The 22,061-nt window shown below is 64.7% G+C and carries 25 protein-coding genes and 1 tRNA gene; 16 read left to right on the top strand and 10 right to left on the bottom strand.

Annotation, left to right across the window (positions count from 1 at the left end; translation table 11 throughout):
* Positions 1 to 24: 24 nt before the first annotated feature.
* From H9529_RS01615 to H9529_RS01660, 10 genes are all read left to right on the top strand, one after another.
* Entirely contained in the window at positions 25 to 276 is a 252-nt protein-coding gene (locus H9529_RS01615; protein ID WP_092885901.1) for a helix-turn-helix transcriptional regulator, read from the top strand.
* Positions 273 to 2,609, top strand: coding sequence for a VapE domain-containing protein (locus H9529_RS01620; RefSeq protein ID WP_092885903.1), 2,337 nt, complete (start codon positions 273 to 275; stop codon positions 2,607 to 2,609). The genes H9529_RS01615 and H9529_RS01620 overlap by 4 nt, the downstream gene beginning before the upstream one ends.
* A 607-nt stretch (positions 2,610 to 3,216) precedes the next feature.
* Positions 3,217 to 4,026, top strand: coding sequence for a hypothetical protein (locus H9529_RS01625; protein ID WP_092885905.1), 810 nt, complete (start codon positions 3,217 to 3,219; stop codon positions 4,024 to 4,026).
* Positions 4,027 to 4,040: 14 nt separating this feature from the next.
* The gene (locus H9529_RS01630; protein ID WP_143033461.1) at positions 4,041 to 4,271 is read left to right on the top strand and encodes a hypothetical protein; all 231 of its coding nucleotides are present in this window, start codon (positions 4,041 to 4,043) and stop codon (positions 4,269 to 4,271) included.
* The gene (locus tag H9529_RS01635) at positions 4,268 to 4,876 is read left to right on the top strand and encodes a recombinase family protein (RefSeq protein ID WP_092885909.1); all 609 of its coding nucleotides are present in this window, start codon (positions 4,268 to 4,270) and stop codon (positions 4,874 to 4,876) included. The genes H9529_RS01630 and H9529_RS01635 overlap by 4 nt, the downstream gene beginning before the upstream one ends.
* A complete protein-coding gene (locus H9529_RS01640; protein ID WP_092885911.1) occupies positions 4,863 to 5,360 on the top strand; it encodes a hypothetical protein in 498 nt (165 codons plus the stop codon). Before H9529_RS01635 ends, H9529_RS01640 begins: the two co-directional genes overlap by 14 nt.
* Complete coding sequence (locus tag H9529_RS01645) at positions 5,360 to 5,626, top strand: hypothetical protein (RefSeq protein ID WP_092885913.1); 267 nt, start codon at positions 5,360 to 5,362, stop codon at positions 5,624 to 5,626. Before H9529_RS01640 ends, H9529_RS01645 begins: the two co-directional genes overlap by 1 nt.
* 107 nt (positions 5,627 to 5,733) lie before the next feature.
* Positions 5,734 to 6,441, top strand: coding sequence for a hypothetical protein (locus H9529_RS01650; protein ID WP_092885915.1), 708 nt, complete (start codon positions 5,734 to 5,736; stop codon positions 6,439 to 6,441).
* Positions 6,442 to 6,445: 4 nt separating this feature from the next.
* Positions 6,446 to 6,727, top strand: coding sequence for a hypothetical protein (locus tag H9529_RS01655; protein WP_092885917.1), 282 nt, complete (start codon positions 6,446 to 6,448; stop codon positions 6,725 to 6,727).
* Entirely contained in the window at positions 6,724 to 7,107 is a 384-nt protein-coding gene (locus tag H9529_RS01660; protein WP_092885919.1) for a hypothetical protein, read from the top strand. Before H9529_RS01655 ends, H9529_RS01660 begins: the two co-directional genes overlap by 4 nt.
* 18 nt (positions 7,108 to 7,125) lie before the next feature.
* On the opposite strand, the gene H9529_RS01665 is transcribed toward H9529_RS01660, so the two are convergent.
* Both H9529_RS01665 and H9529_RS01670 read right to left on the bottom strand, forming a co-directional pair.
* Complete coding sequence (locus H9529_RS01665; RefSeq protein WP_092885921.1) at positions 7,126 to 7,518, bottom strand: hypothetical protein; 393 nt, start codon at positions 7,516 to 7,518, stop codon at positions 7,126 to 7,128.
* A 64-nt stretch (positions 7,519 to 7,582) separates the two neighbouring features.
* Positions 7,583 to 7,909, bottom strand: coding sequence for a hypothetical protein (locus tag H9529_RS01670; RefSeq protein ID WP_092885923.1), 327 nt, complete (start codon positions 7,907 to 7,909; stop codon positions 7,583 to 7,585).
* 866 nt (positions 7,910 to 8,775) lie between these two features.
* Between H9529_RS01670 and H9529_RS01675 the strand changes: the two genes are divergently transcribed.
* A complete protein-coding gene (locus tag H9529_RS01675; protein WP_092885925.1) occupies positions 8,776 to 10,065 on the top strand; it encodes a DNA cytosine methyltransferase in 1,290 nt (429 codons plus the stop codon).
* Here H9529_RS01675 and H9529_RS20560 read toward each other — a convergent pair.
* Positions 10,062 to 10,901: a BsaWI family type II restriction enzyme gene (locus tag H9529_RS20560; protein ID WP_223814262.1), complete on the bottom strand. Its 840-nt coding sequence runs from the start codon at positions 10,899 to 10,901 to the stop codon at positions 10,062 to 10,064. The two genes, H9529_RS01675 and H9529_RS20560, sit on opposite strands and share 4 nt — an antisense overlap.
* Before the next feature lie 64 nt (positions 10,902 to 10,965).
* Positions 10,966 to 11,042, bottom strand: a tRNA-Arg gene (locus H9529_RS01685).
* 420 nt (positions 11,043 to 11,462) lie between these two features.
* On the opposite strand from H9529_RS01685, the gene uxuA reads away from it, so the two are divergent.
* The gene (gene uxuA, locus H9529_RS01690; protein ID WP_092885930.1) at positions 11,463 to 12,680 is read left to right on the top strand and encodes a mannonate dehydratase; all 1,218 of its coding nucleotides are present in this window, start codon (positions 11,463 to 11,465) and stop codon (positions 12,678 to 12,680) included.
* 66 nt (positions 12,681 to 12,746) lie between these two features.
* Here the strand turns inward: uxuA and H9529_RS01695 are convergent, their stop codons facing one another.
* The 6 genes from H9529_RS01695 to H9529_RS01720 form a co-directional block, all read right to left on the bottom strand.
* Positions 12,747 to 14,267 (bottom strand): AMP-binding protein, encoded by a 1,521-nt coding sequence (locus H9529_RS01695; RefSeq protein WP_092885932.1) that lies wholly within the window; start codon positions 14,265 to 14,267, stop codon positions 12,747 to 12,749.
* A 196-nt stretch (positions 14,268 to 14,463) separates the two neighbouring features.
* Positions 14,464 to 15,876: an energy transducer TonB family protein gene (locus tag H9529_RS01700; protein ID WP_092885933.1), complete on the bottom strand. Its 1,413-nt coding sequence runs from the start codon at positions 15,874 to 15,876 to the stop codon at positions 14,464 to 14,466.
* A gap of 115 nt (positions 15,877 to 15,991) precedes the next feature.
* Positions 15,992 to 16,378 (bottom strand): ExbD/TolR family protein, encoded by a 387-nt coding sequence (locus H9529_RS01705; RefSeq protein ID WP_092885935.1) that lies wholly within the window; start codon positions 16,376 to 16,378, stop codon positions 15,992 to 15,994.
* The gene (locus H9529_RS01710; RefSeq protein WP_223814263.1) at positions 16,375 to 16,761 is read right to left on the bottom strand and encodes an ExbD/TolR family protein; all 387 of its coding nucleotides are present in this window, start codon (positions 16,759 to 16,761) and stop codon (positions 16,375 to 16,377) included. Before H9529_RS01710 ends, H9529_RS01705 begins: the two co-directional genes overlap by 4 nt.
* The gene (locus H9529_RS01715) at positions 16,754 to 17,485 is read right to left on the bottom strand and encodes a MotA/TolQ/ExbB proton channel family protein (RefSeq protein ID WP_092885937.1); all 732 of its coding nucleotides are present in this window, start codon (positions 17,483 to 17,485) and stop codon (positions 16,754 to 16,756) included. The genes H9529_RS01710 and H9529_RS01715 overlap by 8 nt, the downstream gene beginning before the upstream one ends.
* Positions 17,482 to 17,955, bottom strand: coding sequence for a hypothetical protein (locus H9529_RS01720; RefSeq protein ID WP_143033462.1), 474 nt, complete (start codon positions 17,953 to 17,955; stop codon positions 17,482 to 17,484). The genes H9529_RS01715 and H9529_RS01720 overlap by 4 nt, the downstream gene beginning before the upstream one ends.
* Before the next feature lie 197 nt (positions 17,956 to 18,152).
* Here H9529_RS01720 and H9529_RS01725 point away from each other — a divergent pair, with 197 nt between their 5' ends.
* The 4 genes from H9529_RS01725 to H9529_RS01740 are packed head-to-tail and all read left to right on the top strand — an operon-like array spanning position 18,153 to position 21,974.
* A complete protein-coding gene (locus H9529_RS01725) occupies positions 18,153 to 19,214 on the top strand; it encodes a hemin-degrading factor (protein ID WP_092885941.1) in 1,062 nt (353 codons plus the stop codon).
* Positions 19,211 to 20,068 carry a heme/hemin ABC transporter substrate-binding protein gene (locus H9529_RS01730; RefSeq protein ID WP_092885943.1) on the top strand — a complete coding sequence of 286 codons (858 nt, stop codon included), beginning with the start codon at positions 19,211 to 19,213 and terminating at the stop codon, positions 20,066 to 20,068. Before H9529_RS01725 ends, H9529_RS01730 begins: the two co-directional genes overlap by 4 nt.
* Positions 20,069 to 20,087: 19 nt before the next feature.
* A complete protein-coding gene (locus H9529_RS01735) occupies positions 20,088 to 21,179 on the top strand; it encodes a FecCD family ABC transporter permease (RefSeq protein WP_397544892.1) in 1,092 nt (363 codons plus the stop codon).
* A gap of 6 nt (positions 21,180 to 21,185) precedes the next feature.
* On the top strand, positions 21,186 to 21,974 hold the full coding sequence (locus H9529_RS01740) for a heme ABC transporter ATP-binding protein (protein ID WP_092885945.1): 789 nt from the start codon (positions 21,186 to 21,188) through the stop codon (positions 21,972 to 21,974).
* Positions 21,975 to 22,061 lie beyond the last annotated feature (87 nt).

The raw sequence follows: 22,061 nt of genomic DNA on the forward strand, positions 1-22,061 counted from the left end.
GGCAGTCTGGCTTGGTGACCAACTATGGACCAACAGACGATTGATGCCGTTGCGGAGGCCGTTGCAGAACGCCTCCTGCGTGAGCTGCCCCGTGGGCGGCTGCCCATGACCCCCGAATACCTGACCGCCGAACAGGTGGCCCAGATGACCGGCTTCTCCACGAAGTCGCTGGAGGCTTACCGCGCCAAGCGGCAGGGTCCCGCCTTCCTCAAGATCGGGCACAACGTCCGCTACCGCGCCGATGACGTGCGTGTGTGGATGGAGGCGTCGGAATGAGCGGGGCGGAGAAAGAGAACGCCCCCAGCCGGGAAGCAGGGGGCGCTCAGGAACACAGTCACAAGAACATCATCGACGGGGATAGCTTAACCCCGGATGCCACGCCGGGCGACCAGAAAGGCTTGTTGTCCGGCGACACGGCGGCGGCGGTGGACTTCCTCGCGCACTGGTGCCCGGATGGCCCGTGGGTGCTGACCTCCATCGTCCCGGACGGCGGGCGCACGACCACCCGGACCTTCGGCCCGGGCGACGTGGCGGCGATGGCCGAGTGGGTTGAGGAGCGGCAGGGACGGCAGAACATCTACTTCACCGTCAATCGGACCTTTGGCCCAGTGTCGAGCAAGCCCAGCAAGGCGGAAATGGCGGCGGCGGTGGCCCTGCACGTTGACGTGGACCCGCGCGCCGGGATGGAAGTGGAGCCGGAGCGCCAGCGGATCGAAAGGATGGTTGAGGACTGGGAGCAGGACGGCAGCAAACTGCCCTTCCCCCGGCCCAGTGTGGTCGTGGACAGCGGCGGCGGCTACCAGTGTTTCTGGTTGCTGGACGCGCCGGTGGAGGACCACCCGGAGGTGGAGGCCCGGAACATCGCAATCGGTGTGGCGATGGGGGCCGACGCCTGCCACAACATCGACCGGCTGATGCGGCTGCCCGGGACGGTGAACCTGCCCAACAAGAAGAAGCGCGAAAAGGGCCGCAAGCCCGCGCTCGCGCGTGTCGTGTCGGCAGACTGGACCCGCCGCTATGGGCTGGATGCCTTCCCCGCCGCCCCGATGCCAGATGCCCCGGCGGTGGCGTCCGCTGCGCCTGCTCGGGGCGTGGAGGTGGAGGGGCTGCCCCTGTCCGACCTCTGCAAGAGCGTGATCGTGAACGGCCAAGACCCTGACGACGCGAACCGCTGGGGTGGCGACCGCTCCAAGGCTGTCTGGTGGGTGGCCTGCGAAATGGCCCGCGCTGGGTGCAGTGACGCGGTGATGTTGGGCGTCCTTCTCGACCCGGACCTTGGAATCAGCGCACACGTCCGCGACCAGAAAGGGGCGGAGCGCTACGCCCGCAAGCAGGTGCAGGACGCCCGCGAGGAGGTGGACAACAACTTCGACTGCGACAAGGAGGGCAACCCCCTCAGCAGCTCCCAGCGAAACGTCCGGGTCGCGCTGCGCCGCCTCGGGGTGAACCTGCGCCACGACCTGCTGGCCGAGCGCGCCCTTGTCGAGGGGCTGGACGGGTTCGGGCCGAACCTTGACGATGATGCCTGCAACCGGCTCTGGCTGTCGATTGACGAGCGGTTCAGGTTCCGGCCCACGGTGGACTTCTTCAACCGTGTCCTATCCGACCATGCCCGCCAGAGGGCCTTCCACCCTGTCTTGGACTACCTTGCCGCGCTGCGCTGGGACGGGGTGCCCCGGATCGGCGGCTGGCTTGCCTCCTATGGCGGCGCGGTGGACACGCCCTATACGCGGGCGGTTGGCGAGCTCTTGCTTGTCGCGGCTGTCCGCCGGGTCCGCAGGCCGGGCGTGAAGTTCGATGAGATGCTGGTCCTTGAATCGCCGCAGGGCACCAACAAGAGCACGGCCCTGAAGGTGTTGGCCGTCCGGGATGAGTGGTTCACGGATGACGTGCCGCTGAATGCAGAGGCCAAGCGCGTGATCGAGGCCCTTGCCGGGAAGTGGATTGTCGAGGCGGGCGAGCTGAAGGGCATGAAGAAGGGAGGAGCCGACCACCTCAAGGGCTTCCTGTCCCGGACCCACGACAAGGCCCGGATGGCATACGACCGGCGCGAGCGCGAGGTGCCGCGCCAGTGCGTGATCGTCGGCACGACCAACGACAGCCGCTACCTTCGCGACACTACCGGCAACCGCCGGTTCTGGCCGGTGTCTGTCGAGGGGTTCGACCTTGACGCCCTGCGCCGCGACCGGGACCAGCTCTGGGCAGAGGCGGCGGCGCGCGAGGCGGAAGGCGCACCGATCCGTCTGGACCCGGACCTGTGGGCGGAGGCGGCGGAGGAACAGGACGCCCGCCGGGTGGAGGAACCGTTCTATGAGGCCCTGCACAGTGCGCTGGGCGAGGAGCGGCCCGGGAAGGTGCGCGGCGAGGATGTGTGGCGGATCGTCGGGAGGCTGCGCGGGATGCGGACGCAGGACGACAACGAGAGGCTGGGGGACGCCATGCGTCGGCTGGCCTTCGACCGGACCAAGCGCCGGTTCGGGCTGCCGCACCCCGAGTGGTGCTATGTCCGGGGCGAGGGCAACGTGCCGCGCCTCGTGCCCCGGTTCGGGCCGGATGGCGAGCTAGAGGGTGTGGCCGAAACGGACGGCGGACCGGGGGAGCCCTTCTAGGCGTTCCCGGGCGGGAACGGTGGAAAATCGGGCCGGAACGGCTAACTCCTTGGCCGAATGGCGAGAATGCCCATCGTTCCCCCCGTTCCCTGCCGTTCCTCGCGCTTCCCCGGACCCTCCGGCGGCGGTGCCCGGAGCCCATAGGCGGTCGTCCCCCTGTCCCTCTCTCTACTCTATACCTCTAAGGGGGGAACGGGAGGAACGTAGAGAGATAGGCCAGCCCCGGTGGGCGTCTGGCGACCCCCCTTCTGGGGAACGGTGTGGGGAACGCGGCGGCTTGGGGCGGGAACGGCCTCTCTTTGGGCAGAGGGCTGGGAAATTATCCAAACACGCGCTGGGCGTTCCACAAAAAAGGACCAGCCTTCGGCACCATCGCCACCGCTCCGCCTGCCTACAGCACCGCCCGGACCCGGCCACAAAAGGCCCGCCCGGAAAAGGGTCTGCCGCCGCCACACGCGCGGCCCCACGTTTCTGGGCACCCGCCACCAGACCGCTAACCGCCCGATAAGTGGACGTTTTCCGGCTAGACGAATGGCCAGCGCTCACGGTAAGTTCCCCTAGTGAGGTATCTTTATACCCCACTCCAACCCGAGAAATGGAGAACAACATGACCACTACATTCGCAACCGTGGACGCCGCCACCGCCGCCTTCGCCCTCCACTCGACCGCAGACGACGCGACCGCCGCCGCAGACACGCAGGACCACCTACTGGTCCTGATCGAGGAGGACCTGACCGGCCTGACCATGGCGCAGGGCACCGCCCTGTTCGCCGCGACCGCCGCGCCCCTGGGCATCGCCGCCGTGAAGCGCTTCCCCGACCGCGCGACCGCCGCCCGCCGCATCTGGGCTAACCTCGCGGCCCTCTCCGCTGGGCAGGACGGCACCCCCGCGACCGCCGCCACACCAGAGGTCCCGCCCGCCCCCGAGGCAGCCCCTGCGCCAGCGGAGGCAGCGAGAGCCCCGCGCCGTTCTCGTGGCATAAACCTCGCGCCTAAGGCGGAGGCTAAGCCGTGCCGCGCCGGGACAAAGCAAGCCCTTCTCGTGGACTTCCTCTCGCGCCCCGGCGGCGCATCCATGGCGGAGCTGAGGGAGGCCCTGACCCCGTGGAAGGTCGTGACGATCAAGTCGGGCCTGTCGTGGGACATGAACCACCAGAAGGGCTACGGCATCCGCACGACCTTTGAGGACGGATACCACCGCTGGCTCGCCACCGACTACGCGGGCCAAGGGACCTTCCATGCCGACAGTCACCCCGAGGACGCGAGCGACAAGGCGGCGCTCCTCGCCCAGAACCTCGCCAACGGTTACGACCCGGAGGAGCTGTTCCACGTCTACCACCTCGTGCTGCCCGCCGGGATGGACGCGCCGCAGCCCCACACCCCGCGCGCTGGCGCGAAGGCGGAGGTATCGGCATGACCCGGCGAGGCAGCATGGAAGACAAGATGCAGCAGTTTGTCCCGGGGATCGTCCCCGGGCAGCGGGAGTTCTACCACGTCGCGGCCTCTGGGACGGTGGAGCGGTACTGGCTCGCGCCGGGCACCCACGGCCCGCAGTCCCACGGCCCGGCACCTGACCACCCTTTGGGCGTCGGTCCCGAGCCCGGCTGGTATGACGCGGACGGCAACAAGCTCGCCCGCGACCCGCGCGAGGTGGCACCGTGACCGCCCGCCGCGTGGCCCTCTACGCGAGAGTATCGACCGCTGGACAGGACCTTGAGCCCCAGCTTCTCCGGCTCCGCGAGGTGGCGGCGCGGGCGGGCTGGACCGTAGCGCACGAGTATGTCGAGAAGGCATCCGGCGCGCGGTCCTCTCGTCCGGAGCTGGACCGGATGATGGACGACGCCCGGAGGCGGAGGGTTGACCTGATCGCTGCCGTTGACGTGTCCCGCCTTGGCCGGAGCCTCTCCGGTCTTGCCACCCTGTTCGAGGAGCTGCGCCAGATCGGGTGCGACCTCTACTTGGACAGGGAGGCCGTGGACACCCAGACCCCGGCGGGCCGGGCGCTTCTGGGCATGGCCAGCGTCTTTTCCGCCTTTGAGCGCGACATGACCGTTGAGCGCACATTGGCCGGGCTCGCCGTCGCCCGCGCCCGGGGCAAGCGCCTCGGGCGTCCGCCTACTGGAGACGGCACAGTTGCCGCAATCCAGTCGCTCCGGAGCCGGGGTGTCGGTCAGAACGCAATCGCCCGCGAGCTTCGCGTGGGCAAATCCGTGGTGCAGCGCATCTGCAATGAGATGGAAAGGGAGGCCGCCAATGGGCAGCACTGAATACTTGGACAATTTGCCCGCCCGCCGGGTGGTGAACGATGTCGGCAAGTCGGAATACCGGATCGGGGCGAAGGGACTCAAGATCGTGGAGGAGCTGTCTGCGCGGGGCTGTTCCGTCGTGACCATCGCCAAGGCCCTGCGGATGGGCAGGGACGCCTTCCGTCGGTGCCGCGACCGCCAGCCCGAGGTCTTGGAGGCGCTGGAACGGGGCCGCGCCATCGAACACGACCAGCTCGTGGGCAACCTCCGCCTTGCCGCAAACGAGGGCAACGTGGTCGCCAACATCTTCCTCTTGAAGGCCCGGCACGACTACATCGACACGCCGCTTCCGCCGTCCGTTCAGGTGAACGTGGGCGCGGGCGTCCTTGTCGTGCCCCAGCGTCTGTCCATGGAGGAGTTCCTTGAGCATGAGGACATTGGCCCCCAGCGGTCCGAGACGGTGGAGCGCATCCCCGGCGCGCGCGACACGACGCGGGGCGATTGATGGAGACGCGCCTTGAGGCATACGACACGGCGGCGGGCCTGCTCAGGAACATGGGGTATGAGGCCCGGGCCGTGGAGGACTGGACCCCGCCCGGCGGGTTGCGGGCTGTCGTCGCACTCATAACCTGCGCACCCGCCATCGTTATCGGGATGGCGGTTGGGCTGACAGCAGAGGAGCCCGAGGCACACCTGCCCGTGACCAGCGCAAAGGCTGCCCGCGCCGCGCCGGGGAAGGCGGGGGACCCGCAGTATACGTGGTGGCTGTAGTCCAACCCACTGACAACAATAGATAATGGTCGCCCAATCCACCACCGGCGCGCTATCTTCGCGGCAGAGGCCACCAATGGCGGTGCGCCCGGCAAGAGGAGCCCACAATGGCCGACCCCGCACCATCCCTCCCCCTCAACATCACCGACAGGCCGATCCTCGCCACGGCGGAGGTCATCAGCCTTGCCGAGGTCGCGGCCCGCCGCGCTGAGAAGTTCGGCCAGTTGATCGACACGCTGGACGCAGGCATCGCCGCGCGCGCCACCGACGCATCCGACAGCATGGCCCGGGCGGGCTTCGACCCGAAGGACCAGCGCGCCGCCGCCGACAAGGCCGCAGCGACCGCCCGCCGCGAGGTCGCCACCAACTCCTCTGACACCCGCTGGGCACACCTCAAGGAGCTGAACGCCGCGGCGGACAGCCTCGCCACGACCGCCCAGCTCTGGGCCAGCCCCGTTTCGGTCCTCGCCCGCGCGGGCCTCGGGACGCCGGAGCGCACCAACTACCAGCAGCAGCTTACCGGCTCAGGCATCGTGGAGCTCAAGAACGCCGCCCTGCTTGCCGCCGCCACTAACAACAAGGTTCTGGGCGCGGCGCTTGTCGCCGTGATCGACCGGATGCCCGCGCGCTCCCGCCCGTTCAGTGCCCATGACCTTGCCGACCGGCTCGTGGGCGAGGAGGTGCGTGGAGTCCAGAGCGCCATCGCCGCCGTCAAGACCGCTGCCCAGCGCGCCATCAACCGCAACCGCGAGTGGGAGGCCGGGCGGTCGCGCCCGCTGGACCGCTTGAAGCTCGCCATCAAGGACAAGGACTGACCCCATGCCCCTCTACCTCGTGACCCGCCCCAACGGCGCATCCCACATGAAGAACATCGCAGGCATCCACGCCGCCCTCGTGGATGCCGCATCCGGCCCGGCGGCCATCGCCGCCGCCAATGCCCTCGCTGCCGCAGGCACTGCCAACGTCGCCCGGATGGACACCCCGTTCGCCGGATTCACGGCCACGCAGGTCGCCGCTACGGTACAGCCGGGTTTCGTCCCGGCCATCGTGCAGGGCGATTTCTTGGGCGCGGCCTACTCCGGCGCATCGCGCGGGGCATGATGGACAACCTGACCCGAACCTCGCGCGACCGGCAGATTGTCGCGGGCATGGCTGCCGTGTTCCCGCCCGAGCTTCTCTTGGCGCAGGACGCACTCCTTCGCTACGCGGCGCGCTGCGTCCCCGACGCATGGCCAGACGTGCAGTCCATCCTACGGTTCGCCCACGCCTACTGCGTCAACCCGCAGGAGCTGGGCGCGATGGTGGGCATTATCTCCTTCCGGCTGACCCCCAAGGGCAAGCTGGTCTGGGCAGACTGTCAGCGCCACCCGGAGATGGTCGTGCGGACGAACCCGGGCACGCTGTCGCGCCGGGTCCTCCAAGCCTACGGCTGCTTTGTCGCCACCGCCGCCCTTGTCGAGCAGGCGCGACGCATCCACTGATACGCCGCGCCGGTCCAGTTACTCCGCCGCAGACAGGAGCACCGGCGCGATCCTGAGACGATCCGGGACCGGCAGCGGCCACTCCCCCCAGCAGCGGCGGACGCCGCCCTCAGGCCGGTGCTTGTGGAAGAAGTAGGTGATGCGGTTGCGCAGCCGCTTGCTGAACCACGCTTCCCAAGTCGCAAACTTCTCTTTGCTCCCGCCGTGCTCGTTGTAGTGCAGGTGCGCGTCGGGGATGAGCGGCTTGAGCGTGAGCACCGCGTTCTCGGAAGTGACCCCGAGATCGGTGAGCTGACACATCCCGCAGACATAGTCGTGGAGCGTGAGCCCGCGCATCGCGGCCTCCTGCAACACCCAGCGGGCGGTGGTTTCGGTGTAGTTGCGGCCAAGGCCGCGCCAATAGGTAGCCATGATGGCAATCCTTCGATAATGTTTGAAATGCGCCGCCCGACCTCGCGACGGGCGGCGCGGGGTTTTAGGCGATGCTGATTTCCAATTTAGAGAAATCGCTGCACCAATCTGCCGTCAGAAACGGATAGGCTTGAAGGGCGGCATTCAACATATCGCCAGCATCAAGGATGGTCTGAACCCAATCATCCTTCAGGAAGGAAACAGTCCCGCTGGAACCATAAATCATCGGGCAGACCCGCATTCCTTGACCTGCCGCAAAGCCAAGGGTTTCCGCTGAGAGGTAGAAGCGAGCGGCGTTCAAAGTGCGCACCGCCGCATTTATCTCAAGCATCGTCGGGGCGTAGCCTTGATCCTCAAGTGAGATTTGAAAATCTTCGTCATTCTGTGCCATGTAGCACCACTCCATTGTTTGGAGCGCTGGCAGGCGGCACGGGCCACTCGGGCACGCAAAAAAGCCGACACGCCAGCGCAACCGGGGTTACACTTGCTAATGTCGGCTCGCGGATCGGCGTGACTTACCGCGATTAGGCTGGGTTTAGCCGCACCCCTCTCAGGGCCATCCCCCTTTCAGAGGGGACACTTAAGCGGCTGCGCTTCTCCATTGCCTACCTTCGATCTGTATAATCCTGATTCGCGCACCGATCCAGAGAAAGTTTACCCACTGATGGTGTGCGTTTTGCTGGCGCTGACCGCCTCACATCTTTTACATTTTGTCAAGTGCGAATACATCTATCCGCCGCCGCAGCGCTCTGACGCCGCGCCCAGCGGGAGCGGCGCGACCTCCCCGGCGGGGTCGTGGTCCACGAGGCCGGGACCGCCTGCCGATACATCAGCCGCATCGGGAACGCCGCCAACATGTCCGCCGCGTGGCCCCTCTGGGCGAGTGTCGCGCGCCTCCTGCGAAACTCCTTCGTGTTTAACGGAAGTCTTCGGTTTCAACCGAGGATTAGCCTTTACTGGCTTGGCGCACGGCACTAAACCGAAAGTTAGTTCTCTCTTTGTTCACATTCTCGGGAGGTGATGACTTGAACATTCCCCCGTCTGCCAGCGTCACCGCGCGAGACCTGCAACTGCCCCGCTAGCCTTTCGCTTTGCGCCAAAGATCAAGACTGGAACACAAGGCACATTTTGTGGCAAACACCAAGGAGTACACAATTGGAAGAATCGAAGAAACGGCTGGAGGCAAGTGGGTCACTCTCTAAGACGCAGGGGATATCGCCGACCGTTAAGCAGAATAGAAGAAACGGGACGGCAGACATGAAAACAATTGATCTATTTTGTGGGGCCGGTGGACTAAGTGAGGGCTTCCGCCAAGCGGGGTTCTCCGCACTTTACGCGAATGACCACGAAACCCCGGCATTGCGAACCTATGAGTTCAACCACGCGGGAGCGATCTGCTCCGATGATCCCATTGAAACCGTTGACCCAGCTAAGATCAGGGCTGGCCTTGGAATAAAGCGGGGCGAGGTCGACGCGGTGATTGGCGGACCACCCTGCCAAGGCTTTTCTACCTACGGTCAGCGTCGGGAAGATGACAGCCGCAACCAGCTTTACGTGCCCTACTTCGGGTTCGTTGAAGAGTTTAGGCCCAAAGCCTTCCTAATTGAGAACGTCACCGGGCTTATCTCTATGGCAGGCGGGGCGGTTATTGCTGACATGGTTTCTAGGGCCGAAGCGTTGGGCTATGCGGCGGACGTTGTGACCTTGGACGCCTGCGAGTTTGGCGTTCCGCAACACCGGAAGCGGGTATTCATCTTTGGAGCGGCTGATGGGCAGCGAATTGCCCCCCCTGTTCCAACTCACATGAACGGAAAGCGAACGGGAGTTCTCTTGAATGATCAGCCGTCCTTGTTTTTTGATCAGCCCGCAGCATCGCCAGCCCTAACTGTTCGTGATGCCATTTCGGACTTGCCCAAGGAAGCGCTTGCACCGCGTGACACGCAGCAGCATCTTGAATATGCAGCCACTGACCTGACCCCTTATCAAAATTTGATGAGGGGAAACGAAACAGAGCTAACGCATCACTCTGCCAAGCGAATGCTGGGCATTCGGCGACTTCGCCTCGCAATGCTACATCCCGGAGATTATGGCACAAAGATAGAGGAACGGTTAGCGGACGGGGGGTTGCCGGACGATCTAATTGATATAATGATGGGTGGTGCCGGAATGCGCAACCCTGATGAATGCCGGAAGCAGGACCGGATAAAGGAAACTGCGTTGAGAGAAATGTTGAAAGCGGGCCATACCACACCAGAGCAGGTGATGACATTTTTGGACAGTCAAGGCTTCGCTAACAAATACCGTAGATTGCATTGGGACAGGCCTTCCCACACGGTTGTCGCTCACATGGCTAGAGACTGCTCCGACTTTGTTCATCCGGGCATTGACCGATTTGTGAGCGTGCGAGAGGCAGCCCGGCTCCAGTCGTTCCCTGACGCCTATCGTTTTCCGGGCTCTCAGTTTGTCCAGTTTCGGCAGATCGGGAACGCCGTTCCTCCGTTGCTTGGCTTTGCGATGGCAAAGGCTCTTAAAGCTGCCATTGGCTAAGTCAGTTCCGCCAAGAGGTAATCGGTGAAGTGGTCATTAGCACCAGCGAAGCCGCTTACATAAATGCTACGGCCACTTGCTGTGGTTTCGGCGGAGGGTGTGGTGCGAAGATTATAACTGAAGCATGCCGAAAAGTCGCCATGACCTTCGATGTAGCGGCGCTTGTCGGACGGGTTGGTCAACGTGCCCAACTCGCCACGGTTCACAAGGTCACCGTGGGGTGGTGGAAAGGACTTAACGTCCAAAGTAGACAGCACACTCAATAGCCCTTCGGCCATCATGATTCTGCTGGCGGGAATATCATCTGAAACTCTCTCAGCGAGGCTAACCTTGGCGTGGATACCGCCCACCACGCCAAAACCGTCGCGCCCACGGGATAAGCCTGCCCCGTCCTTCTCGATCATCACGTCAACCTTGCTGCCTCCGATTCTGCCAGTAAGTCCCATTCGGTCCAAAGCGCTGACTTTCGCCTTGCCGGAGATAAGACTGGACATGCGGATTCCGTGAGCAGCCAGCACCGGATTATACCGTTCCACTAGCGCAATCTCATACCCTTCGCCCGAGGTTCTGACCCAACTTTGTTCTGGGTTGGTGCCAACTTTTTCCCGGGTGTAGGTCCTGTAAAGAACGTGGTGCCAAATGTCGGAGGGATTTGCGTCTGGGCACAGATTGGTCGCAAACACGAACGCACCACCGATGGCCTCACGGCTCTGCACGCGGGGATCATTGATCAAAGGGACAAAATAGGCCTGGATGCGAGCATACTGGTCGTCCGAAATGTTCTGCAAATCTACTTGGGCACCGAGGCCCCTACCGAAATCTAAATTTAACTGCACCCTATATCCCTCATCCTAGAATGATAAAGGGATACAGCAGGTTGAAAAGAATGTGAAGGAAGGTTGGCGATCCCGGGAGGACTCGAACCCCCAACATCCTGATTAGAAGTCAGGTGCTCTATCCAGTTGAGCTACGGGACCGTGGCTCTTTGATAACGGTTCGGAAAACGGTTCGCAAGCCGCTGAGGTTTTCCTAACCGTCTGTAGTTCCATATTCTTCTGGCCCCAGACCTCCGGCTTAGAAGTCAGGTGCTCTATCCGGTTGAGCTACGGGACCATAGGTGCGTGATAGCTGTTTGGAAAACGCTGTGCAAGCGGCTGGCGCGTTCCGGTAGATCAGTGATTTGGTGGCGGTGCGGAGACTGCCGCAGGGGCGTGCAGGGGCGGCGCGACGCGATGTCGGACCGGTTGAAACTGGCGCTTTGATAGATGTTCCGGTATTGGGCATGTGGTTTAACTGGTATTCTTGCATACTAGTCAACAGGGCTGATCAATGCTAGGAACCAAATCGAGGTGCGGCCCCTTGCGGTGTTGCATGGCATGGCAATCAGGAGAGACGATATGCGTCAGACATGGCGGTGGTTCGGCCCGAAGGATCAGGTGTCGGTGGATGACATGCTTCAGGCCGGGGTTGAGGGCTTGGTCAGCGCGCTGCACCACATTCCGACCGGCGCCGTCTGGACGCCTGAGGCCATCTCGCAGCGGCAGCGCGACATCGCGTTCATGCGCGACGGCGCGCCCTCGGGGCTAAGCTGGGATGTCGTCGAAAGCTTGCCGGTGTCCGAGGACATCAAGAAACAACGTGGCGCATGGCGGGCGCATATCGCGAATTACAAGCGCTCGCTGCACAACCTGCGCGATGCGGGGATCGAGGTCGTCTGCTACAACTTCATGCCGGTACTGGACTGGACCCGCACCGATCTGGCTTACCGGCTGTCCAGCGGCGCGACCTGCATGCGCTTTGACTTGATCGACTTTGCCGCTTTCGACATTCACATCCTGCAACGCCGCGGTGCGGTTGAGGACTTCCCTGACACGGTGACAGGGCAGGCCGCCGATCGTTTTGCCGCGATGAATGATGCAGCGCGCACGACATTGGCGCGCAATGTCGTCTTCGGCCTGCCCGGCGCTGCCGAGCACTTCACGCTGGAAGATGTTCGTGTCCATCTGGCGGAATATGCCGTAATCCCGGAACAGCAGTTGCGTGCCCACCTGGTCGATTTTCTGTCCGAGGTTGCGCCGGTGGCGCAAGAGCTGGGGCTGAGGCTGTGCTGCCACCCCGACGATCCGCCGTTCCCGCTGCTGGGCTTGCCGCGCGTTATGTCGACTGAGGCGGATTATGTCCATGTCATGGAGGCCGTCGATCTGCCCGCCAATGGGATAACGCTGTGTTCGGGTTCGCTGGGCGTGAGGGCGGATAACGACCTGCCGGGCATGATGGACCGGCTGGGCGACCGGGTGCATTTCTTGCATCTTCGCAACGTGACCCGCGAGGGTAAGGCACTGATGTCGAGCTTCCACGAGGCTGCGCATCTGGGCGGCGATACCGACATGGTCGCGCTGATTGCCGCGGTGCTGCGGCAAGAAGCCAAGCGCCGCGCGGCGCGGCGGGCAGATCATTCGATCCCGATGCGCCCCGATCATGGGCAGGATATCCTTGATGACCTACACCGCCGCGCGCAACCCGGCTATCCGGCCATTGGGCGGTTGAAGGGTCTGGCAGAGCTACGCGGTATCATGACCGCGCTGTCTCACCCCATCGCGAATGCCGGTGGCTGAGGGCTGCCTAGGCACATGGCCGGGCGACCAGTCAGTGCGTTCCAGCGGCGGCGTGCGGTCCAGGTGTCAATCGGCGAAATGTTCCGCGTAATCGGTGCGCAACTGTGCCTTTTGCACTTTGCCCATCACGTTGCGTGGCAGTTCCGCCACGAAGATCACCGCACGCGGGTGTTTGAAACGGGCAAGCTGTGGGCTGATGCGTTCCAGCAGCCCAGCTTCATCTGGCGGGTGGTGGGGCTGCGGCACGACGAAGGCCACGACGGCCTCGCCCAAATCGGGATGCGGCAGGCCGACTATGGCGGATTCCACCACTTCGGCCAGGGCGTCGAGCATCAGTTCGATCTCCTTGGGGTAGACATTATACCCGCCGGTTATGATGAGGTCCTTCGCCCGCCCGACGATGTGCAGATAGCCCCTCGCATCGATGCAGCCCAGATCGCCGGTCAGGAACCAGCCGTCGGGGCGCAGCTCTTCGGCTGTCTTCTCGGGCATGTTCCAATAGCCCGCAAAGACATTGGGGCCGCGGAGTTCGATCATCCCGGTCTGGCCGTCCGCCACGATGGTGGGCGGGGTGTCGGCGGTTGCGGGTTCGGTGATGCGTACTTCCACGCCCGGCAGGGGCAGGCCCACGCTGCCCGCCACGCGGTCACCCCGCAGCGGGTTCGAGGTGATCATATTGGTTTCCGTCATGCCGTAGCGTTCCAGGATCAGGTGCCCAGTCCGGTCCAGAAAATCTGCATGAGTCTGCGCCAGCAAGGGCGCACTGCCCGAGATGAACAGCCGCATATGCGCAACCAGGTCATGGGTTACGCGCGGATCGGCTAGCATGCGTGTGTAGAAGGTCGGCACACCCATCATCGTGGTGGCATGCGGCAGCCAGCGGATCAGGTCGTCCATGTCGAGGCGTGGCAAGAAAATCACCGAAGCCCCCGCCAACAGGCTGGTGTTGATGGCGACGAACAGCCCATGGGTGTGAAAGATCGGCAGCGCGTGCAGCAGCCGGTCTGCGTCGGTGATCTCCCATATGTCGCAAAGGCTTTGGGCGTTGGACAAAAGGTTGCGATGGGTCAGCATCGCGCCCTTCGACCGCCCCGTGGTCCCCGAAGTGTATAGGATCGCAGCAAGATCATCCGGGCTGCAATCGATCACTTTGTCGGGGCAGGGCGGTGCCGGGGCGCCGGTGTCGAGCGTCCCATCCGCCGCCATCGACATTAGCGTGGCCGGGGTCTGCGCCGCCACGGGGGCAAGCGCGGGCGCGGCGGCCGCGTCGCAGATCAGCGCGCGCGCGCCACTGTCTGTCATGAAATATGTCAGTTCTGCGCCCGTGTAGGCGGTGTTGAGCGGCAGGAACACCAGCCCGCGCTGCACGCAGGCAGCGTAGACAGCGAGGGCGGGGGCGGACTTTTCGACCTGCACCGCCACCCGGTCTCCCTTCGCCAGGCCAGCGGCGGCAAGGGCTGCCGCCATGCGACCTGCCATGTCGGCAAACGCGCGGAAACTGACGTCACTCCCACAGGCGAGATGCAAGAAAACCGCGTCTGAGGTGCTGTGGGGGCCGATGAGGGCATCATAAAGCGGGTTGGGCATCTGCGTCTTTCCGTCTGATTACCCATCCTTCGTGGCATAAATCGACGCGCGGGCCAATGGCGTGGCGGCGATATTGCGGGGGCGGGCGGGGTGCGCGGGGTAGGAGGCGCCGTGCCTCACGCGGCAAAGCCTTATGCTGACGCACCGTGTCCGCTGCATGCCTGACGCGCAACCAGAGGCGCGCGCCGGTGCGCTTCTAGCGCGAAACGAACTCGAAGCTGAATTGCCGCCGGGCACCGGGCGGTGGGGCGGGAAAAGGGGCGGCGCGGCGGATATGCGCCAACGCCAACTGATCCAGCGCCCGGTTGCCCGAACTTTGCGCAACCGAGACCACCGTAAGATCGCCCCCCGACGCGACAGTGAACGCCACCATAACCCTTCCGCGCGCCGGGCTGCGCGCCTGCCGCACGCGCTGGATGCGGCGCAGAACCTCGCCGGGGTAGTTTGACGCTGCGGCATTGCCTTCCTGTTCTGCATTGGCGCGGGGCGGGGCGGCGCTGGCGGTCTGCCCTCCCTGGTCCTGCTGCCCACCGCGCCGCGCATTTTGCTGGGCATTTCCTGCGGGTGAAGGCGGTTGTGCGTGTGGCTGCACGCGCGCCCTCTGCGTCTCTGCCCGCTCTGTGGGCGGCTGTTCGGGGCGGGATGGCGGACGTGGGCTGCTGTCAGGTGCAGTAGTCGCCGCAGTCTCCGCTTCGATGACTGGGATTTCCACGGCAGATGTTTCGGCCATATTGGCGGGCTGAACCGGTGGCGTCGCGGGGATACGCGGAGGCAGCGCCGCCACATCCGGCGCGGCGGCATGCATTGGCGCAGTGTCAGAGGGGGCTTGCACGGGCTGCTCGCTAGCATTCGAGAGCTGTGCGGTTGGTGTCTCAACCGCTTCGGCCGGACCCGGTGTATCCGCCGTCTGCTGGCTGGCTGATGGCGCGACGAGTTGAGACGCGCCCGAGGTTGGCGGCGGCGCGGCGGGTGTCGGCATCGGGGATATAGGCGTGTCGGGCGTGGGTGTGAGGGGCGACACCGTGACAGACGGCGACGCAACAACCGGCGCTGAGATTGCCGGGGCGGGGGCTTTGGGTGCGTGCGTTGCTGGCGCAACGAGGGGAGCATGCGCTGACTTTGTATCCTCGGGTCGGGCACTCTCAGCCGGTCCAGCCTCCGATTGGGCAATCGTCGGCGGGGCTGGCATTATCGGTTCCGTCGGTGTCGGCGTTACGGCGGGGGGCGGCGGTTGCGGTGCAACCGTGGGTGCGGCAGACACTTCGTTTGTCTGTGTAGCGGGCTGTGCTGCGGGTTCCTCGGCGGGCAGAATACCTTGCGGAGTGGGCGGGGTGACCTCAGGGACAGCGGCGGCCAGCCCTCCTGCGGTGAAATCCTCGAAATGCGTACCAAGCGCGGTGGGTGCGGCCTCACCACCGCCGCTGATCTTGGTCGTGGCGCGGGGACTGAGGGCGGCCATCGCGCCCAGATGGGCCACAAGCGACAGGGCCGCGGCCAGCGCAAGCGCACGTGCCGTTGGACCACCTTGCAGTCTGCGCAGATGCCGGGCTGTCACCATCGGGCAGCCATCGACCTTTGGGCAGGCACGGAAAACGGCGGCGGCGTTCATGCGCACCGCCTTGCACGCGCTGCAAGTATCTGGCGCGACTGTTCCGTTCTGGCGCGGCTTTCCCCGACGCTTGGTGCTTTTGGCGATGGTCTGGCATGGTTATGCCGCCCGGGGGTCATTGCAGCGCCTCGCTCGTCACAATCATCAGCTTTTCCGCCCCACCCGCGCGCAGTTGTTGCGCCAGCGCGACAAGATCGGCGGCGGGTGCGGCGCGGTCGGGCAAGACACGCACGGTTGTCGTTCCCGCCAACTGTGACACGGCCTGACCGGCGCTGACCGCTAAGCCGTTGAGCCGCAACGCGCCATCGGCCAGCAGCACCAACGCATCGCGTGGCGGTTCTGTCGTGATCTCGGACAGGGTGACCAGTTGCACATCGGGGTCTGGGCTGGGCGCGATGCTGCCCGCGATCAGAAAGAAGATCAGCATCAGAAAGACGATGTTGATCAGTGCAATCGTCGGCTCGGGCTGTGTGCGGGGGATATGACCAAGGCTGCGCCTCATGATGCGCCCCCGATCACTGCGACCGACCAGCCAGAGTTGCGGCCCACCAGATGCAGCACCTCGGCAAGCGCCTGCGCCGTGATGCCGGGGGCCATGGAAACAAGCACCATTCCGGCCTCGGCGTCTTGCAGGGCGGCATTCATAACATCAACTGACGCCTCGGTGCCGTTCAGTCGCAGGCCGTCTTCGCGCAGCTGTACGAATAGCGGTGGGGTCTGTGGCGTTTGCGCCGCCCCGCCCATCGCAAGGTCAAGCGGCAGTTCGCCCTGCCGTGCGAATGTCGAGCTGAGCATGAAGAACAGCAGCAGCAGGAAGATCACGTCGATCAGTGAGGTCATCGACAACCGCCGACGCCGGATCGCGGGGGCTAGACGGTCAGCCATGGGCCTGCCCAGCCCGTATTGCGGCGGCAGGATGAGTCCTAGCTTGCCGCGTGATGTCGGATTCGGTGAAGGGGCAATCCGACCCCAGGCCCGAACACAGCGCCACGTCAATGATCTGCATGGCCAGTTGTCCTTCGCGCGCGACGCGGGATTCGAACCATGTCAGGATCAGCGCGACCGGCATCGACACCGCAAGCCCGACTGCCGTGGTCAGCAGCGCTACCCAGATCCCGCCGGCCAGCGCCGAAGGGTCGACGCTGCTGCCTGCATCTTGCAAGGACTGGAAGGCGGTGATCATTCCCAGCACCGTGCCGAACAGTCCCAGCAGGGGCGCTACCTGCGCGATACTGTCCAGAGCCCGAAAACCTGTTTGCAGCCTGCTGATCGCGGCTTCGGCCAGCCCGGTCAGGCGGGCGCGCAGGGCGTCGGTATTGTCAGGGTTCGAAGCGGCTGCCGAAAGGGCCAGCACTGTCAGGGGCGCCAGGTGGTTGCCGCTCTGCGCTGCATGCAGACGGGCAGCTTGCACCCTGCCGCGATCCGACATGTCCAAAGCCGCGATCAGCACCTTGTGCCGCCCGACGCCAGCGCGCTGGAACTGCCATAGCTTCACCAGGATTAACGCCAGCGCGATTACCGACATGACCACCAGAACCGCCACCACCGGGCCGCCAAGCGCCAGCAGCGCGCCGATCTGAAACACGAGAGCATCGACCGCGCCGTTCATTTCAGCACCTCGATGCCGGTGGCGCTGTCGACTTCCAGCGCCGCACTACAGGCGCTGGCGTCCAGCGGGGTGCATACCCCCAGCGCGTTGATGAGCACGCGCCCAATCTCTTCGCACTGGACCCCGGGCAGATTGAAACTGCGGACCCGCAGCGCGCCCTTGGGCAGCGCCTGGAAATCCAGCGTCGTCAGGCGCAGCACCCGGGTTTCTCGGTTGAGCAGCACGGTTTCGGCCCGTAGTGCGTCGATCCCCGAACCCATCCGGTTCTCCAGCACGAACATCAGCTGGCACTGGCCGTCCAACTGCGTGGTCTGATCCAGCCGGATCGACAGGGAAGGGCTGGGTGTCGCATCTTCGGCAGCCGCAGCCGCAGCCGCAGCCGCAGTCTGGGCGGGGGCCGGGTGCGCGGATACGCCCAGAAATACGCACAGCACGATGGGAAGGCCGAGGGCCAGAGGGGGGACGCGCATCAATCCGCCTTTCATTTAGGTACGATCTTGTGAAAAGCTGGCGCGTCGGCTGGCAGGGCGGGTTTTCCGCTTGAATCGCGATTAACATTATCCTAGTAAATCTGTCAAGATTGAAGCGGTCCCACCGTTTCGCGCCATCCAGCCTTATTGCCAGACACGCGCATACCCTATTGCAAGCGACTGACAGGAGCACTGGAATGACCCTCGACACCCTCGATTCGATTGACCATGCCGATCCCGCAACCCTGCGGCAGGCCCGGCTGGATCGGCCAAAGCTGCGCGCCCGCGATCTGGCCGAAATCCTTGGCGTGGCCGAGGGCGCGCTGGTCGCCGCCCATGTGGACGGCGCGCAGGTTATCCGCATCGACCCGATCCTTGACCGGCTGATGCCCGCGATTCATGCTTTGGGCGATGTGATGGCTTTGACGCGCAACGCTTCGGTCGTGCATGAACGCTGCGGGTCGTATGAGGGGTACCATTCGGGCAACCATGCTTCGATGGTGCTGGGGTCAGAGATTGATCTGCGAATGTTTCCGCGCCACTGGGTGCACGGCTTTGCGTTGCTGGGCGGCCCGCGCCCCTCGGTACAGATTTTCGATGCGGCAGGGGATGCAGTGCACAAGGTCTGGCTGACTGATGCCTCTGACGTTGCGGCCTTTGACGCGCTGGTGGCAGAGCTGCGGCTTGCCGATCAATCCGATACCATTTCGCTGACCCCGCGCACGCCGGTAGAGGCCGCGCAGGCCCGCCCGGACAAGCGCGCGGACCTGCACCGCGAATGGGCGGCAATGACCGATACGCATCAGTTCCTGCGGCTGGTCTCCAAAGTGAAGATGAACCGGCTTGGCGCCTACCGCACGGTGGGCGATCCTTGGGTCGAGGCGCTGGCGCCGCAGGCGGTTACCGACCTGTTGCATGCCTGCGCCGCGCAATCGGTGCCCTTGATGCTGTTTGTGGGCAATCAGGGCTGCATCCAGATCCACAGCGGCACGATCCACCGCGTAGAGCCCATGGGCCCGTGGCTCAACATTCTGGACCCCCGTTTCAACCTGCACCTGCGCGCTGATCACATCGCCGAGGTCTGGCATGTCACGAAACCCACGAAACACGGCCTGGTGCATTCGGTCGAGGCCTTTGCCGCTGACGGTGCGCTGATCGTGCAGATCTTCGCCAAACGTGCCCCGGAAGCCGAGGCGTTTGCCGCGCTGCTGCCCGGCCTGCCGCGTCAGATCGCGGTTGGGGCGGGAGGGGCATCATGATCCGGTCCCTGCTGGCTCCGTTTCTGTTAGCCGCCGCTGTGGCCACCCCTGTCGCCGCGCAGGACCGTGTCGTCGTCGTGGGCGGCGGGCTGGCAGAGATCGTTTATGCGTTGGGCCAAGAGGACCGGTTGGTGGGACGCGACACGACTGCCAGCTTCCCGCCTGCTGTCAATGATCTGCCCGATGTCGGCTACATGCGCGCCCTGTCGCCCGAAGGGCTGTTGCGGCTGGATCCAGATCTTATCATTGCGTCCGAGGGGTCCGGCCCGCCCGAAACCATCGCGATCATGCAAAATGCCAAGATCCCCTTCGTGCAAGTCACCGAGGAAACGAGTGTCGCTTCCGTGATGGAGCGTGTCAGTACTATAGCGCAAACGCTGGATGCTGCGGATGCCGGACGGGCGCTGGTTGCCCGGTTGCAGGCCCAATTTGACGATCTCTCGCAGGTGACCGCGCAGGTGAGCGCGCCAAGACGCGTGATGTTCATCCTGTCGGCGCAGGACGGGCGGATCAACACCGCAGGTGCCGGCACCGGGGCCGAGGCAATGATTGAACTTGCCGGGGCGGTGAATGCCTTCGACGATATTGAGGGCTATCGCCTGCTGACTGATGAGGCAATTGCTGCCGCCGCGCCCGATGTGATTTTGATGATGGACCGCGACGGCGCGCACGCACTTTCGGATGATGGCATCCGGGCCCATCCCGCACTGGGGTTGACGCCTGCGGCGCAATCGGGGCGTATCGTGCGGATGGACGGCATTTTCTTGCTGGGCTTCGGCCCCCGAACCGCCGAGGCTGCGCGAGCTTTGCATGATGCGGTCTATCCCACGACCCCGCCGCGCCAGGAAGGGTGAGCGCATGGCGATGCTGTCGATGGGTGGGTCTGATCGGGCGCGGCCAACCGGCCCACATGCGATGCGTGGCCCTTCGGGCGATCGTTCCCTGCGCGCAAGGGTAACAATGGCGGTGCTGGTGGTGTTTGTGGCGATGACCGCCCTCGCTTCCATGGGAATCGGCGCGGCGGGCGTGTCCCTGCCGCAAGTCCTGAGCAAGCTGTGGTCGGGCGAGGCGCTATCGCTGCGTGAGCAGGTCGTGATTTTCGATATCCGGCTGCCGCGCTTGTTCACCGGCCTTCTTGTCGGCGCGTCGCTTGCAGTGTCGGGCGCGGTGATGCAGGGCCTGTTCCGCAACCCGCTGGCTGATCCGGGCATTGTGGGCGTCGGGGCCGGTGCCGGGCTGGGCGCGGTGCTTGCCATCGTGCTGGGCAGCTTCCTGCCAGCAGCCGTCTTGGCAATGGTCGGCGCGCATATCATTCCGCTTGCTGCATTCCTTGGCGGTTGGGCCGCGACGATGATCCTCTATGGTGTCTCGACCCGGCAGGGCCGGACCTCGGTCGCGACCATGCTCCTGGCGGGTATCGCGCTGGGAGCGCTGGCGGGCGCGCTGACTGGGATCTTGGTTTATATCGCCGACGATCAGCAGTTGCGCGACCTGACATTCTGGGGGCTTGGCTCACTTGCCGGGGCCAGTTGGACGAAGCTGGCCGCTGCCGCGCCCATCATGCTGGCCGCGCTGATCGCCGCGCCGATGCTGGCACGCGCGCTCAACGGGCTGGCCCTGGGCGAGGCGGCGGCGGCGCATATGGGCATCGCTGTGCAACGCATGAAGACGCTGGCAATCTTGACGGTCGCTGCGGCCACCGGGGCGGCGGTGGCGGTGTCGGGTGGCATCGGCTTCATCGGCATTGTGGTGCCGCACCTGCTGCGCCTGTTGATGGGGCCGGACCACCGCTTTTTGTTACCTGCGGCGGCCTGTCTGGGGGCAGGGCTGTTGCTGCTGGCGGATATGATCGCCCGGCTCGTCATTGCGCCAGCCGAATTGCCAATAGGCATCGTGACCGCGGTGCTGGGTGGGCCGGTGTTCCTGTGGATATTGCTGCGTCGTCGCGGCATCGTGGATATGTGAGGGGCCATGCTGGACGCAAAGCACATCACTGTCGTTCTGGGCGGCAAAACCATTTTGCACGACACCGCGCTGAGCGCGGCGGCAGGGCAGGTGAGTGTGATTGTCGGACCCAACGGGTCAGGCAAGACGACGCTTTTGCGCGCCGTCACCGGCGACCTGCCATCGACCGGCACCGTGTGTCTGGACGGGCAGGACACCCGCGCCATGCGGCCCTGGGTGCTGGCCGAACGCCGGGCGGTGCTACCGCAGGCCAGTCAGCTGGCGTTTCCCTTCACCGTGCACGAGGTTGTGCGGCTGGGCGTCCTTGGCCGGTCGGCCCTGCGCGCCGATTCCGTCGAACTGCCGACCCGGGCTTTGGCCCGTGTGGGACTGGCAGGCTATGGCGCGCGGTTTTTTCAGGAGCTTTCGGGCGGCGAGCAGGCGCGGGTCCAGCTGGCCCGCGTGCTGGTGCAGGTATGGGAGCCGGTGGTGGATGGTCAGGCGCGCTGGCTGTTTTTGGACGAACCGGTCGCGGCGCTGGATATCGGACATCAATTGCAGATCATGCATCTGGCGCGCGACTTCGCCCGCGCGGGCGGCGGGGTCGTTGCGGTGATGCATGACCTGAATCTGACCGCCATGTTTGCAGACCAGGTAGTCCTGATGCTTGACGGTCGGGTGCTGGCGCAGGGTTCGGTAGCGCAGGTCCTGACCGATGTGCATCTGTCGCGCGCCTACGGCTGCGGGCTGCGCGTGTCAGTCTTGCCGCCCGCAGGCGGTGCGTTTATCCTGCCGCAGGCCACGGAAATTGCCTGAATAATTCTTGACACTTTTGATCGGGAATTGTAGCTGAGCCGCAGGACGCCAGCAGTATCGCCAGCTAAAAATCACGAAATCAAGGGG

Origin of the sequence: Roseicitreum antarcticum (assembly GCF_014681765.1) — a bacterium.
Lineage (GTDB): Bacteria > Pseudomonadota > Alphaproteobacteria > Rhodobacterales > Rhodobacteraceae > Roseicitreum > Roseicitreum antarcticum.